The 15,039-nt window shown below is 69.7% G+C and carries 11 protein-coding genes; 4 read left to right on the top strand and 7 right to left on the bottom strand.

The features are described 5' to 3' along the window. The first annotated feature begins 10 nt into the window (after nucleotides 1-10). Together ACOQFR_RS14560 and ACOQFR_RS14565 are read left to right on the top strand one after the other, a co-directional pair. Complete coding sequence (locus ACOQFR_RS14560; protein ID WP_421383139.1) at nucleotides 11-2,398, top strand: penicillin acylase family protein; 2,388 nt, start codon at nucleotides 11-13, stop codon at nucleotides 2,396-2,398. Nucleotides 2,399-2,558: 160 nt separating this feature from the next. Then, nucleotides 2,559-2,990: a hypothetical protein gene (locus tag ACOQFR_RS14565; RefSeq protein ID WP_421383141.1), complete on the top strand. Its 432-nt coding sequence runs from the start codon at nucleotides 2,559-2,561 to the stop codon at nucleotides 2,988-2,990. Nucleotides 2,991-3,024: 34 nt separating this feature from the next. On the opposite strand, the gene dapE is transcribed toward ACOQFR_RS14565, so the two are convergent. The 7 genes from dapE to map form a co-directional block, all read right to left on the bottom strand. Next, nucleotides 3,025-4,155, bottom strand: a complete 1,131-nt coding sequence (dapE, locus tag ACOQFR_RS14570) for a succinyl-diaminopimelate desuccinylase (RefSeq protein WP_421383143.1) — start codon at nucleotides 4,153-4,155, stop codon at nucleotides 3,025-3,027. Beyond that, nucleotides 4,152-4,514, bottom strand: a complete 363-nt coding sequence (locus ACOQFR_RS14575) for a Spx/MgsR family RNA polymerase-binding regulatory protein (RefSeq protein ID WP_421383145.1) — start codon at nucleotides 4,512-4,514, stop codon at nucleotides 4,152-4,154. Before ACOQFR_RS14575 ends, dapE begins: the two co-directional genes overlap by 4 nt. 25 nt (nucleotides 4,515-4,539) lie before the next feature. After that, nucleotides 4,540-6,537: an alpha/beta hydrolase family protein gene (locus tag ACOQFR_RS14580; protein ID WP_421383147.1), complete on the bottom strand. Its 1,998-nt coding sequence runs from the start codon at nucleotides 6,535-6,537 to the stop codon at nucleotides 4,540-4,542. Beyond that, a complete protein-coding gene (locus ACOQFR_RS14585) occupies nucleotides 6,534-8,501 on the bottom strand; it encodes an alpha/beta hydrolase family protein (protein WP_421383149.1) in 1,968 nt (655 codons plus the stop codon). The genes ACOQFR_RS14580 and ACOQFR_RS14585 overlap by 4 nt, the downstream gene beginning before the upstream one ends. A gap of 129 nt (nucleotides 8,502-8,630) precedes the next feature. Then, nucleotides 8,631-9,494 (bottom strand): 2,3,4,5-tetrahydropyridine-2,6-dicarboxylate N-succinyltransferase, encoded by an 864-nt coding sequence (gene dapD / locus ACOQFR_RS14590; RefSeq protein WP_421383151.1) that lies wholly within the window; start codon nucleotides 9,492-9,494, stop codon nucleotides 8,631-8,633. Then, complete coding sequence (glnD, locus tag ACOQFR_RS14595) at nucleotides 9,454-12,108, bottom strand: [protein-PII] uridylyltransferase (RefSeq protein ID WP_421383153.1); 2,655 nt, start codon at nucleotides 12,106-12,108, stop codon at nucleotides 9,454-9,456. Before glnD ends, dapD begins: the two co-directional genes overlap by 41 nt. 13 nt (nucleotides 12,109-12,121) lie before the next feature. Next, nucleotides 12,122-12,898 (bottom strand): type I methionyl aminopeptidase, encoded by a 777-nt coding sequence (gene map / locus ACOQFR_RS14600; RefSeq protein ID WP_421383155.1) that lies wholly within the window; start codon nucleotides 12,896-12,898, stop codon nucleotides 12,122-12,124. Between the two features lie 274 nt (nucleotides 12,899-13,172). On the opposite strand from map, the gene rpsB reads away from it, so the two are divergent. Beyond that, entirely contained in the window at nucleotides 13,173-14,024 is an 852-nt protein-coding gene (gene rpsB, locus ACOQFR_RS14605) for a 30S ribosomal protein S2 (protein ID WP_421383157.1), read from the top strand. Between the two features lie 101 nt (nucleotides 14,025-14,125). Then, complete coding sequence (gene tsf / locus ACOQFR_RS14610) at nucleotides 14,126-15,001, top strand: translation elongation factor Ts (protein WP_421383159.1); 876 nt, start codon at nucleotides 14,126-14,128, stop codon at nucleotides 14,999-15,001. Nucleotides 15,002-15,039: the final 38 nt, after the last annotated feature.

The following is a 15,039-nucleotide window of genomic DNA, read 5'->3' on the forward strand; positions in this document are numbered from 1 at the left end:
AGCCAAACCCATGCGCAAGCTGCTCCGCTTCACTTTCCGCCTGTCCGTCGTGCTGCTGGTGCTGGCGCTGCTGGCCGCGGTGCTGGCCTGGTGGGCCGTGCGCGGCAGCCTGGCCCGGCTCGACGGCGAACTGGCCCTGCCCGGCCTGAGCGCCCCGGTGCAGGTGCAGCGCGACGAACTGGGCGTGGCCACCGTCGAAGCCGCCAACGAGGCCGATGCCGCGCGTGCGCTGGGCTTCCTGCATGGCCAGGAACGTTACTTCGAGATGGACCTGCTGCGGCGCTCGGCCGCCGGCGAGCTGTCGGCGCTGTTTGGCCCGCGCGCGATCGAACGCGACAAGGCCGTGCGCGTGCACAGGCTGCGGGCGCGGGTGGCCGAGAACCTGGATGCCGTGGCCGGCGAGCGGCTGCCCGTGCTGGAGGCCTACCGCGACGGCGTCAACGCCGGCCTGGCCTCGCTGCGCAGCCGGCCCTGGCCCTACCTGCTGCTGCAGGCGCAGCCCGAGCCCTGGACCGTGCCCGACACCGCGCTGGCCGGCTACGCGATGTTCTTCGACCTGCAGGACGAGACCAACTCGCGCGAGCTGGCGCTGTGGCGCATCCGCGAAAACGTGCCGCCGGCGCTGTACGCGCTGATCGCGGTGGACGGCAGCGAGTGGGATGCGCCGCTGTTCGGGCAGGCGCGCGGCAATGCCGTGCTGCCGGGTCCGGACGTGCTGGACCTGCGCACGCTGCCGGCGCCGGAGGACAAGGCCGACTACGACGTGTCCGAGCCCGCCGCACCGGGCAGCAACAACTTCGCCGTGGCCTGGCAACTCACGGCCGATGGCAGGGCCATCGTCGCCGACGACATGCACCTGGGCCTGCGTGCGCCCAACCTGTGGTTCCGCGCCCGGCTGAAGTACGCCGATGCGCGCGCGCCCGGCGGACGCGTGGACGTGAGCGGCTTCACCCTGCCGGGCATTCCCGCGGTGATCGTGGGCAGCAACGGCCACGTGGCCTGGGGCTTCACCAACAGCTATGGCGACTGGCTGGATTTCTACCGGGTGGAATGGGCCAACAAGCAGCGCACGCGCTACCACGTGCCCGGCGGCGACCAGCAGGTGCTGCGCGTCAGCAGCGAATGGATCCAGATCAAGGGCGGCGCGGCGGTGGAACTGCCGGTGCGCGAAACCCGCTGGGGCCCGATCACCGCCGAACTCGACGGCACCACCTCGCTGGCGCTGCGCTGGACCGCGCAACTGCCGGGCGCCCTCAACTTCGGCCTGGCCGACCTGGCACACGCGGGCAATCTTGACGCCGGCCTGGCCGCGGCCGACCTGGCCGGCATTCCCGCGCAGAACCTGGTGATCGGCGACCGCACCGGCCGCATCGGCTGGCGCCTGACCGCGCAGTTGCCCGAGCGCGCGGGCACCTGCCCGGCCACCGCGCCGCTGGCGCTGGCCGATGCCTGCCGCTGGGCCGGCTGGCTGTCTCCGACCGAAAACCCGAGCCTGGTGGATCCGGCGAATGGCCGGCTGTGGACCGCCAACAATCGCCTGCTCGACGGCGAAGCGCTGCGGCTGGTCGGCGACGGCGGCTATGCCAATGGCGCCCGCGCGCGTCAGATCCGCGATGGCCTGCTGGCCAAGGACCGCTTCACCGAGGCCGACCTGCTGGCGATCCAGCTGGACGACCGCGCGCTGTACCTGCAGCGCTGGCATGCGGCGCTGCAGTCCGAGGCCGCGCGCGGCAACAGCGAGGCACTGAAGGCCCTGGCCACCGCGGCCGCGACCTGGGACGGACGGGCCAGCGTGGATTCGGTGAGCTACCGGCTGGTGCGCGCCTGGCGCCTGGCGGTGGTGGAGCGCATCCAGAACGGCCTGATGGCGCCCGCGCAGGCGGCCCTGGGCGATGCGTTCGTGATGCCCGACCTGCCCCAGCTGGAAGCCGTGGCCTGGCCGATGCTGCAGCAGAAACCCGCGCACCTGCTGCCGCGGCGCTTCGACAGCTGGGACGCCCTGCTCGATGACGCCGCGCGCGACATCCAGGGCCAGCTGCTGGCCCAGGGTCCGCTGGCGCAGCGCACCTGGGGCGAGCGCAACACCGCGGCCATCTGCCATCCACTGGCCGGTGCGCTGCCGGCGCTGCTGCGCGGCCCGCTGTGCATGCCGGCCGACCCCTTGCCCGGCGACGGCAACATGCCGCGGGTGCAGACGCCCACCTTCGGCGCCAGCCAGCGCATGGTGGTGTCGCCGGGCCACGAGGCCGACGGCATCATCCACATGCCCGGCGGCCAGAGCGGCCATCCGCTGTCGCCGTTCTGGGGCGCGGGCCACGCGGCCTGGGTGCGCGGCGAGCCCACGCCCTTCCTGCCCGGCGAGGCGCGCCACCGCCTGCAGTTGCGCCCGGAATCGTGAGCCCAGTCACAGTTTGAGCAAAAGTTGCTGACAGGCGTCACGTTTTGGGCCATAAACGGCGTGCTGCCCGGCTCGCTCCGCCGGTGCAGGGACGGGTTGGATCGCCGTCAGGGGGAGCGATCCACCGCACCGATTCTTCGAACCGGCAAGGTGGGTTGGTATGGATTTCCTGATCACGATGCTGACGCAGCTGCGTCGCATGATGTTGTCCAAACAGGCCGCGGCGGTCCGCCAGGCCGTGCTGGCCCTGAACATGGACCAGCGCAAGCAGACGGCCGAACACACGCTGTCCGAGATCCAGGCGGCGGCACGCCTGCCCCTGCCGCACCTTTACGGCGGCAATGGCGACTCGCTCTATCGTCCCTGGACGCCGGTGGCCACCACGGCTGCGGGCCGCGTTCGCGACCGCTCCATCCAGCTTCGCCAGCGCAGCATCGCCACGTGGCTGGCCGTGGTGTACCACGAGACCCGCAACGCGAAGGACGAGGGCCTGCTGGCCGTGCACCGCGAGGTGCTGGGCATCCTGCGCGAACTCAAGGACCACAAGGTGGCGCCCGCGGCCGAGAAGGCCTGGTTCAACGCGGCCGCCTGACGCAGACACACCGGGGGAATCGGACAGCGGGAGGTCAGGCGGGCAACAGCCGTTCGGCGATGGCTCGGAACAGCGCGGGGAGGCGCTCGAGTTCATCCACGGCGATGCGTTCGTCCACCTTGTGGATGCTGGCGTTCACGGGACCCAGCTCCACCACCTCGGCGCCCAGGGGCGCAATGAAGCGGGCGTCCGAGGTGCCGCCACCGGTGTTTTCTTCCGGGCGCATGCCCAGGGTTTCCTGAAGCACCGCGCGCACGGCCGCCCGCAGGCGGCCCTCGCCGGTGAGGAAAGGCTCGCCGCCGCGGTGCCAGGCCAGGGTGTACTGCAGGCCATGGCGGTCGAGCACGGCCTGGGTTTCGCGCTCCAGCGCCTCGGCGCTCCAGCCCGGGTTGTAGCGGAAGTTGAACACCACCTCGCAGTGGCCGGGGATGACGTTGTTGGCGCCGGTGCCCGCGTGGATGTTGGAAATCTGGAAGCTGGACGCCGGGAACTCCGGATAGCCGCTGTCCCATTCGCGCGCGCTGAGCTCGGCCAGGGCCGGCATGGCCTGGTGGATCGGGTTGCGCGCCTTTTCCGGATAGGCCACGTGGCCCTGGATGCCCTGCACGGTCAGCGTTCCCGACAGCGTGCCGCGGCGTCCCACGCGCAGCAGGTCGCCCAGCGCGGCCTTGGACGAGGGCTCGCCGGTGACGCAGAAGTCGATGCGGCGGCCGATGGCCCGGAAGTGGTCGGCGACGCGGCGTACGCCGTCGATGGCGTCGCCCTCCTCGTCCGAGGTCAGCAGCAGGGCCACCGTGCCCGCATGGTCCGGATGCGCGGCCACGAACTGCTCCAGGGCCACCACGAATGCGGCCACGCTGCCCTTCATGTCGGCCGCGCCGCGACCGTAGAGGTAGCCGTCGCGGATCTCGGGCACGAAGGGGTCGCTGGCCCAGGCCTCGCGCGGGCCCGGCGGCACCACGTCGGTGTGGCCCAGGAAACACAGCACGTCGCCGCCCTGCCCGTGCGTGGCCCAGAGGTTCTTCACCGCGCCGAAGTCCAGCGACTCGCAGGTGAAGCCGGCGGCGGCCAGCCGCGCCGCCAGCAGCGCCTGGCAGCCGGCATCCTCGGGGGTTACCGAGGCGCGGGCGATCAGGTCGCGGGTCAGGTCCAGCACCTGGCTCATTTGGATTTCCCGAAGCGCAGCTTGTAGGCATTGTCGGTGAAGCCGACGCTGACCGTGCCGTCGTCGGTCACCAGCACCGGGCGCTTCACCAGCGCCGGATGTTCCTTGATCAGCAGGGTCCATTCGGGGTCGCTGGCCGGCGCCTTGCGTGCCTCCGGCAGCTGGCGCCAGGTGGTGGAGGCGCGGTTGACCAGCTTGTCCCAACCGCCCAGCTGCGCGGCCCAGGCCTTCAGGGTTTCGGCCGGCACGCGGTTGGCGCGGTAGTCGACAAAGGCATGGTCGACTTCGAATCGCTTGAGCCAGTTGCGTGCCTTGCGGCACGTGTCGCAGGCCTCGAGGCCGTAAAGCGTCGTCGTCACTGGCTGTCTCCCGCGGGCATGCGGCCTAGTTTGCCCGTTCGCCGCCCAGGTGTGTGGCCAGGAAGGCGAGCAGGCGGGTGTAGTGGGCGCGCCGGTTGTCTTCGGCGAAGAAGCCGTGGCCCTCGGTGGAAACGTACAGGGTTTCGACCGGCGTTCCGGCCGCCTTCAGCGCGCGCTCCATCGCCCTGGTGTGTGCGATCGGGGCGATGCGGTCGCGTCCGCCGGCCACCAGCAGCACGGGCGCACGGATGCGGGCGGCCACCGTGGTGGCGGATGCCTCGCGCAAGGCCTCGCCCTCGCCTACCCATTCCGAGAGCCAGAGCTTGCTCGAGGCGCCGCGCCGCGCGTCATCGTCGACCATGCGCTGCAGGTCGTAGACGCCGACATAGCCGACGCCGCAGCGGTAGAGCCCGGGTTCGCGCGCCAGGCCCATCATGCTGGCGTAGGCGCCGTAGCTGGCACCGTAAAGGCAGATGCGGGCCGGATCGGCATGGCCCTGTGCGATCGCCCAGCGGGTGGCGTCGGTGACGTCGTCCTGCATGCGGCCTCCCCATTGGCGGGCACCGGCCTGCAGGAAGGCGCGACCTCGGTTGCCCGAACCGCGGAAATTCACCTGCAGCACCGCATAACCGGCCTGGGCCAGCAGTTGCGCTTCGTTGTCGAACTCCAGGGCATCGAACTCACCGAAGGGACCGCCATGCGGCATCACCACCATCGCCTTCGGCCCCGGCGCTCCCTTCGCGCGGGTCAGAAGGCCATGCAGCACGAGGCCGTCGCGCGCCTCGATGAGTACCGGTTCGACCGGAGCGGTGGCCGCGGGATGAAGCCACTCGCGTCGGCTCAGCACGCGGTTGGCCTTCTTGGCAACGGTGTCGAACAGGAAAAAATCGCCCGGGTTGCGCGCCGACCAGTTCAGCAACAGGGCCAGGCGGCCATCGTCGGTGCTGGAGATCACGTGCACGGGATCGCCCCCGAAGCCCTTTTCCAGGCTGCGTTGCAGCAGGGCTGCCGGGGATTTTTCGTCGAAGTAGGCAGTGCGCACTGAGGCGCCGCTATACATCACACCCAGGGGTGCCCGCGACCTGCCGGTATCGCGCACGATCCGGTAAGGGTCGAGCTCCTCGTCGCGCAACACGGGCCGGCGCTCGCCGGTGCGGGTGTCGAAGGCAACCACCGAATTGGGTCCCTGGGCATGCTCGACTTCGAGGTACGCGACCTGGTCGTCCGTGGCGAAGCCCAGGGGAAACTCGCGCACCCGGCTGCTGGACTCGTCGTTGACCAGCGTCCACTCGGCGTCGTTGTCGGCGCGATGGTAGAGCTTGCTGATGTTGTCGGCAGCCGCGCCCACGGCGAAGCGCACCCGGCCCGCATTGTCGGTGCCGAAGCTGGCGCGCGGTACCGGGCCTTCGGCAACGGGACTGCGCCTGCCGCTGCGAAGGTTCATCTTCTGGACCTTGGTGCGTGGCAGGGTCTCGTACGGCCACACCTCGATCAGCACGTGCTGGGGGTCGTCGGGAAGACGGTGCAACAGATGGGCCGCCACATCGCGCGGGCGGTTCAACTGGACCACGCCCACATGCGGCCTGGGATCATCGCCCGCGCGGAAACCCACCAGCGTTTTCGCTTCGCCATCCACGGCCGCGACGCCGTAGAGCTCGCCGGTGGGCACGGGGGTTTCCAGTGCACCGAACTTCTCGGCGATGGACACCAGCAGGTAGTCGTCGCTGACCCAGTCGAAATCGGTGACGTGGCTGTTCGGACCCAGGTTGAAGACTCCGGTGGCCGCCATGTCGCTGCGGCGGATCACCACCAGCGAGGTGGCGTTCTCCTGGGCCACGGTGGTCGCGTAGTAGGTGCCGGCGGGGGACAGCGCCAGGTCGTCGTAGGCGTTGGGCCGCAGGTGCGAAGACAGGTCGATGCCGGCGTTAGCCGGGCCCGCCAGTGCTGCCGCCGCAAGTAGGGCACCGGCGAGAACTACGGCTTTGACGCCTGCGCAGACGCCGGCCTGTCCCAACAGCCTCATGGCGCCTTCGCCTTGGCACCTCCAAGATGGCGCGAGAGGAAGTCGAGCAGTCGCGTGTAGTACTCGGTGCGGTGTTCGGGCGTGTAGAAGCCGTGGCCTTCAGTCTTGTAGTAGAGCGTTTCCACCTGCACGCCAGCGCGCTGCAGCGCCTTCTCCATGCGCTCGGTGTGCTCGATCGGCGCGATGCTGTCTTCGCCGCCGGCGGCCATGAACACCGGCGCCTTCACCTTGGCAGCCAGGGTGATGGCGGAGTTGGCCTGCAGCGTATTGATGGGACCGACCCAGTCGTTCATCCAGGTCTTCGCCGAGTCGCTGTCGCGGCTGTCCTGCTGGTGCATCATCGGCAGGTCGTACACGCCGACATAGCCGGCGGCACAGCGGTAAAGCTCGGGTTCGCGCGCCGCGCCCACCAGGGCCGCATAGGCGCCGTAGCTGGCGCCATAGATGCAGATGCGCGACGGATCGGCGATGCCCTGGGCGATGGCCCACCGCGTGGCATCGGTCACGTCGTCCTGCATGGCGCCGCCCCACTGGCGCGCGCCGGCCTGGTTGAAGGCCCGACCGTAGTTGCCGGAACCGCGGAAGTTGATCTTCAGCACCGCATAGCCCGCCTGTGCCAGCATCTGGGCCTCGTCGTCGAACTGCCAGGTGTCGAAGATTCCGAACGGGCCGCCGTGCGGAAGCACCACCATCGGCAGCTTGCCGGTGGCGCCACGGGGCCGCGTCAGGTAGCCATGCAGGGCCAGGCCGTCGCGGGACTTCAGCGTGACCGGCTCGGCCTGGGCCATCTGCTCGGGGTCGAACCAGTCGCGACGGCTGATGACGTGCTCGGCTTTCAGTGCTTCGCGGTCAAACACGTAGAAATCGCCCGGATTGCCGTCGGTGTAGGTCTGCACCAGCGACAGCTTGCCGTCGCGGGTGGTGGACGTGATCAGCACGGCCTGGCCGGCGAAGGCCTTCTCCAGCGTGCGGTAAAGCCGCGCATCGGCGGACGCGTTGTCGAAAAATTCGGTACGCGGCTTCCCGTCCATGAACACGGCGCCCACCGGCGCGCGACCCGCGCCCGTCTGCCGGATCACCAGCCACGGATCCACGCTGTCGTCGCTGAGCACGGTCTTGCGCTCGCCGCTGGCGACGTCATAGGCCACGATCAGGTCCGGACCCTGCCGCTGGTCGGACCGCAGGTAGGCGATGCGATCGTCGGGCGAAAAACCGATCACGCTGTCGACGCGGCCGGTCTTGAGCTCGTCGTTGATCAGCTCCCACTCGGTGTCGGCGTCCTTGCGGTAGTACAGCTTGCTGGCGTTGTCCGAACCGGCGCCCCGGGCAAAGCGAACCACGCCATGGTTGTCGGTGGCGAAGACGGCACGCTGCACCGGCACCCGGGCGGCCGTGGTCCGGCGGCCCGTGTAGACGTCCAGCCGCTCGGCGCGGGTGTAGGGCTCGGCACTGAACGGCGAGATCGAGACGATGACGTGCTTGTCCTCGTTGGGCAGATCGTCCACCAGCTCCGCAAACACGTTCTCGGCCTCCTTGGGCCGGATGCGGGTGCCGGCACCGGCGTTCTCGACGCGGAAGCCCACCAGGTTCTCCGCCCGCGAACCGTCCACGTTGACCGCGAACAGTTCACCGGTGAGCACGGGCTTGTCGAGCTGGCCGAAACTTTGCGACGGGCTGATCAGCACGCGGTCGTTGCTGACCCAGTTGAATTCCTCGATGTGGGTGTCCTTGCCCAGGGCGAAGGAGGCCGTCTTCTTGCCATCGGAACGCTGCAGGATGACCAGGCCGGTCCGGTCCTCCATGGGCACGGTGGCGGCGAGGTATTCGCCGGTGGGCGAGATCTTGATGTCGCGGAAGACGTCGCGCTTGACGAAGGCCGCCACATCCACGCCGGCGGCGCGTGCAGGCGGGGCGGTGAGCGTCGCGTTAAAGGCCAAGGCGAGAATCAGAAGGGAGGTGCGCATGGATTCCCCGAAATGTGGGCCAGGTGGATTTCCAGCGCCTAGTATTCCTGCACCGCCCCTGCCCGTCGATCCTGTAGCGACGTCGACATCGAAAATGGTGGCCCGCGTCACGGATCGCGGGCCGCGTTCCTACTCCAGCGCGCCCCGCAGCAGCTCGTTCACGGAGGTCTTTGCGCGCGTCTTGGCATCCACCTGCTTCACGATGACGGCGCAGTAAAGCGAGTACTTGCCATCCGCCGACGGCAGCGAACCGGAGACCACCACGCTGCCGGCCGGCACCCGGCCGTGCGTGACCTCGCCGGTGGCGCGGTTGTAGATGCGGGTGCTCTGGCCGATGAAGACGCCCATGCCGATCACGCTGCCCTTCTCCACCACCACACCTTCCACCACCTCGGCGCGGGCGCCGATGAAGCAGTCGTCCTCGATGATGGTCGGGCTGGCCTGCAGCGGCTCGAGCACGCCGCCGATGCCGGCGCCGCCCGAGAGATGGCAGTTCTTGCCGATCTGCGCGCAGCTGCCGACCGTGGCCCAGGTGTCGACCATGGTGCCGGCACCGACGTAGGCGCCGATGTTCACGAAGCTGGGCATCAGCACCACGTCCTTGCCGATGTGGCAGCCGGCGCGCACCACGGCGCCGGGCACCACGCGCGCGCCCACCTCGCGGAAGTCGGCCTCGTCGAAGCCCTGGAAGCGCTGCGGCACCTTGTCCCAGAACGGCGACGGGTAGGCTTCCACCAGTTCCATGTCGTTGACGCGGAAATACAGCAGCACGGCCTTCTTCAGCCACTGGTGCACTTCCCAGCCGCCCTTGGCCGGCGTGGCCACCCGAACGCGGCCGGACTCGAGCAGGGCGATGGCTTCCTCCACCGCGGGCCGGGTGGAGCCGTCGATTTCGGCGGCGCTCAGCGTGGCGCGGCGTTCGAAGGCATCTTCGATGATCGCCTGCAGCTGCTCAGTGTCGGGCTTCTTTCTTGCCATGCTCCATGTCTCCATCGACGCAGGCCACGATGGCCTGGCTCAGCTTGTCCAACAGGGCCTGGTCCTCGATGGCGCGGTCGCGCTCGTCGGTGAGCAGGAAAAAATCCTCGACCTTCTCGCCGAAGGTGGCGATGCGGGCATCGTGAACGCGCAGCCGGTGCTGGCGCAGCACCTGGGCCACGCCGGCCAGCAGCCCGGGCTGGTCGGTGCAGACCAGGCTCATGCGGGTGCGGCTGCCGTCGGGCAGGTGGTCGAAGGTGACGCGCGCGGGCACGCGGAAATGCCGCAGCTGGCGCGGCGCCGCGCGGCGGGCCGGGCGCACGCGCGCCGGGTCGCGCAGGGCGGCCAGCAGCGCGGCTTCCACCGCGGCCGGGTCGGGGGCCTGGCCCTGCGGCGCGACCAGCTGGAAACTGTCGAGCGCGTGGCCGTCGGCCGACCCCAGCACGCGCGCATCGAGCACGTTCAGGCCCAGCCGGTCGAGCGTGGCGACCAGGGCCGCGAACAGGCCGTCGCGGTCGGGCGTGCGCACGAACACCTCCAGCCCGTCCTGCTGCAGGTGCGGTCGCACCAGCACCTGGGTGTCGCCGCCGCGGGACTCGGCGATGCCGCGCGTCTGCCAGGCGATCTGTTCGGGCCGGTAGCGCAGGAAGCCGACGTCGGGATAGCTCTTCCAGATGGCTTCCACCTCGGCCTGGTCCAGGCCCTCGCCCAGCAGCCGCTCCATCGCCACCGCGCGGGTCTCGGCCATGATCTCGTTGGCGTGCACCGGGTTTTCCAGGCCACGCCGCAGCGCGAAACGCGTGGCCGAATACAGGTCGGCCAGCAGGCGGTCCTTCCAGGCATTCCACAGCTTGGGGCTGGTGCCGGCGATGTCGGCGCAGGTGAGCAGGTACAGGTAGTCCAGGTGTTCGCGGTCGGCCACCTTGTTGGCGAAGCGCGCGACGACGTCCGGGTCGGAGATGTCCTGGCGCTGCGCGGTCACCGACATCAGCAGGTGCTGTTCGACCAGCCAGGCCAGCAGGTCGGCGTCGGCGGCGGGCATCGCGTGCACCTGCGCGAACTCGCGCGCATCCACCGCGCCCAGCTCGGAATGGTCGCCGCCGCGGCCCTTCGCGATGTCATGGAACAGCCCGGCCAGCAGCAGCAGGTGCGGCTTGCGCAGGCGCGGCAGCACCTCGTGCGCGATCGCGAAGCGCTCGTCCACCCGGCGCGCGAAGCCATCCATGTGCGCCAGCACGGTCAGCGTGTGCTGGTCGACGGTGTAGACATGGAACAGGTCGTACTGCATGCGCCCCGACACCTTGCCGAAGGCCGGCAGGTAGCGCGCCAGCACGCCCATGCGCGCCATGCGGGTGAGCGTGGCCACCGCGCGGCGCGATTCGAGCAGCTGCATGAAGCGCTGGCGCACCTCGGGCGGCTGCTCGGTGCACGGCGCGATCGCCTGCAGCGACTCACCCAGCGCGCGCGCGGTTTCCGAATGCAGGCCGCGGGCCTCGGGCAATCCGTCCCAGACCGCGAACAGTTCCAGCATCGGCGCCAGGCCTTCGCGCAGTCGCTCGGGCCGGGTCATCGCCAGGTAGCCGTGGCGCAGCTCGTAGCCCTCGCCCGCCGGCACCGGCGGCTCGTCGCCCGAGAGCTGTTCCTCGAATCGCTGCAGCAGCCGGTCGTTGATGCGCATCACGGTGGCGGCGCTGCGGAAGAAGCCCTGCATCATCTGCTCCACCGCCAGGTTGTCGCGGTGTTCGTCCTTCAGGCCCAGCATGGCCGCCAGCGACTTCTGGTGGTCGAAGCCCAGGCGCTCCTCGCGCCGCGGCGCCAGCAGGTGCAGGCCGAAGCGCAGGCGGGCCAGCTGGCGCCATTCGCGCTCGAGGCTGGCGCATTCGTCTTCGCCCAGCAGGCCCAGCGGCGTCAGTGCACGCAGGCCCGGCACGCCGTACAGGCGCATGCCCATCCAGGTGACGGTCTGCAGGTCACGCAGTCCCCCGGGACCTTCCTTGATGTTGGGCTCGAGGTTGTGGGCGGTGTCGTGGAAGCGGGCGTGGCGCTGGCGCTGCTCCTCGCGCTTGGCGTGGAAATAGTCCGCCGGCGGCCAGATCGCCGGCGGCGCCAGGGCGCTGGCTAGGCGGCCGGGCGCCCCGGGTTCGCCCGACAGCAGGCGGCATTCCATCAGCGCGGTCAGCACCGTGATGTCCTCGCGCGCCGCATCCACGCACTGCGCCAGCGAGCGCACCGCCTGGCTGGTGGCCAGGCCGGCGTCCCACAGCAGCGAGAAGAAGTGGCCGATCGCGGTTTCGTGCGCCTGCTGGGCGGCGGGTTCGGCCAGCACCAGCAGGTCGATGTCCGACTGCGGATACAGCTCGGCGCGGCCGTAGCCGCCGGTGGCCAGCAGGTGCAGGGCCGCCTGCGCCGGCAGGCAGCGGGTCCAGGCCGACAGCACCACGGCATCGCTGGCTTCGGTGCACAGCGACACCAGCCGGTCGATGGCCTCGCCGGCCTCGAAGCGGCGGCGCAGCTCGAGCCGGCGCGCGGCCAGCCCGGCCTTGGCGGCCTCGCGCCAGGTGGCGTCGTCGCCGGCCGCGGCGAGGGCGGCCACCAGGGTCGGGGAAACGGGCGTGGGCACGGCGCTCATGGGCCGGCCCCGGTCACAGGTCGTTGTCGTCGCCGGGGAGGCGGGTGAGGATCTCGACGCCATCGTCGGTGACCGCCACCGTGTGCTCCCACTGGGCCGACAGCGACTTGTCCTTGGTCACGACGGTCCAGCCGTCGTTGAGCAGCTTCGTATGGCGGCTGCCTTCGTTGATCATCGGCTCGATGGTGAAGGTCATGCCCTTCTGCAGCACCACGCCCGACTGCGGCTGGCCGTAGTGCAGCACCTGCGGGTCCTCGTGGTAGATGCGGCCGATGCCGTGGCCGCAGTACTCGCGCACCACGCTGAAGCGCTCGGCTTCGGCGTACTTCTGGATGGCGTGGCCGATGTCGCCCAGGGTAATCCCCGGCTTGACGATGCGGATGGCGCGAAACATGGCCTCGCGGGTCACCTCGACCAGGCGGCGGGCCTTGATGCTGGGCTCGCCGACGAAATACATGCGGCTGGTGTCGCCGTGCCAGCCGTCCTTGATGACGGTGACGTCGATGTTGACGATGTCCCCGTCCTTGAGGATCTTGGCCTCGCTGGGGATGCCGTGGCAGATGACGTTGTTGACCGAGGTGCAGATGGTGGCCGGGAAGCCCTTGTAGCCCACGTTGGCCGGGATGGCCTTCTGCACGTCCACGATGTGGTCGTGGCAGATCCGGTCCAGCTCGGCGGTGCTGACGCCCGGCTTCACGTGCGGGGCCACGACCTGCAGCACCTCGGCGGCCAGGCGGCCGGCCACGCGCATGCGTTCGATGTCTTCGGGGGACTTCAGGGTGATCCTCATGCCCGGGATTATCCCTCAGTTGCGGCCGATTCGGCCAGCGGGCTATAATCCCGCGGCTTGATTCCCGCCAGACCCCTACCCGGGCCTGCCGGGGGGCCAAGTCCGCCCACGCCGGGCGTCACCGGTGAATTCACACACCTGGCACTACCCCGCCCCGGGGTGCCCGAGGGTCCGCAAGGTCCCGAAGGTTCGAGGCGGTGGCCAGGTGGAGGCCCAACCCCGGAGCTCCGAAGCCGCCAGCGTGCGGCCGGCTCCCTATTCAAGGAATACCCAGATGACCCAGGTCACCATGCGCCAGATGCTGGAAGCCGGCGTTCACTTCGGCCACCAGACCCGCTACTGGAACCCCAAGATGGGCCCGTACATCTTCGGCGCCCGCGGCAAGATCCACATCATCAACCTCGAGAAGACGCTGCCGCTGTTCACGGACGCGATGAACTTCATCTCGGGCATCGCCCAGAAGCGCGGCACCATCCTGTTCGTCGGCACCAAGCGTTCGGCCCGCGAAGCCATCAAGGAAGAGGCCACCCGCTGCAACCAGCCCTACATGAGCATGCGCTGGCTGGGCGGCACCCTGACCAACTTCGCCACGGTGAAGAAGTCGGTGGCCCGCCTGAAGGAGCTCGAGGCCGCTGAAACCGACGGCACCTTCGAGAAGCTGGTCAAGCACGAAGTGCTGGGCCTGCGCCGCGAGCGCGAGAAGCTGTTCGCGTCCCTGGGCGGCATCAAGGACATGAACCGCCTGCCCGACGCGCTGTTCGTGATCGACATCGGCCACGAGAACATCGCCGTGCAGGAAGCCAAGAAGCTCGGCATCCCGGTCATCGCCGTGGTCGACACCAACTACGACCCCAACCTGGTGGACTACGCCATCCCGGGCAACGACGACGCCATCCGCGCGGTGCAGCTGTACGTGCACGCGGCCGCCGACGCCGTGCTGGAAGGCAAGGCCGCCTCGCCGCAGGCCCACGTGGCCGCCGACGAGTTCGTCGAGCTCGACGCCGAGGGCAACCCGGTCGCCAAGGCCGACACCAAGCCCGCCCCGCGCCGCGCCCCGCGCGACGACAAGCGTCCGGCCCGTCGTGGCCCGGGCGGTCCCGGCGGCGACAAGCGCGACGCCCGCTGAGTCACCGCGGCGTCATGCCGCGGCGCCAAGCTGCGCCGCGGCACATCTTCGAGCGTGATGCCTGCACGGCATCGCGCCACTACCAATAGCTGGAGAAACTCATGGAAATCACTGCTTCCCTGGTCAAGGACCTGCGCGAGCGTACCGGCGCCGGCATGATGGAGTGCAAGAAGGCCCTCGTCGAAAACAAGGGCGACATCGACGCGGCCGCCGAGTGGCTGCGCAAGTCGGGCCTGGCCAAGGCCGACAAGAAGGCCGACCGCGTTGCCGCCGAAGGCCGCATCGTGGCCGCCAGCGAAGGCGGCAAGGCCGTGCTGGTCGAAGTCAACTCCGAGACCGACTTCGTGGCCAAGGACGACAACTTCCTGGCCTTCACCAACGCCGTCGCCCAGGCCGCCCTGGCTTCCGGCGCCGCCGATGCGGAAGCGCTGAAGTCCGCCAAGCTCGCCACCGGCGAGACCGTGGAAGAAGCCCGCGCCGCCGTCATCGCCAAGGTCGGCGAGAAGGTGGACGTGCGTCGCCTGGCCAAGGTCGACAGCGGCAACACGGTCGCTGCCTACATCCACGGCGGCCGCATCGGCGTGCTGGTCGAGCTCAAGGGCGGCGACGCCGAGCTGGCCCGCGGCATCGCCATGCACGTGGCGGCGATGAACCCGCCCTACAACAAGGCGGCCGACGTGCCGGCCGACTTCCTGGCCAAGGAAAAGGAAATCGAGCTGGCCAAGATGTCGGAGAAGGACAAGGCCAAGCCGGCCGAGATCCTCGAGAAGATCATCGGTGGCAAGGTCGCGAAGATCGTCAACGAGGTCACGCTGTACGGCCAGCCGTACGTGCTCAACACCGACCAGACGGTCGAGGCGGCGCTGAAGGCCGCGGGCGCGGACGTGGTGCAGTTCCAGCGCCTGGCCGTGGGCGAAGGCATCGAGAAGGTGGTCGAGGACTACGCGGCGGAAGTCGCGAAGGCCATGGCGGTCTGAGTCGTCGCGCCACCCGTTGAATGAAAAGGCCGCGGAGC

The organism is Arenimonas sp. MALMAid1274 (assembly GCF_049195245.1).
GTDB lineage: Bacteria > Pseudomonadota > Gammaproteobacteria > Xanthomonadales > Xanthomonadaceae > Arenimonas.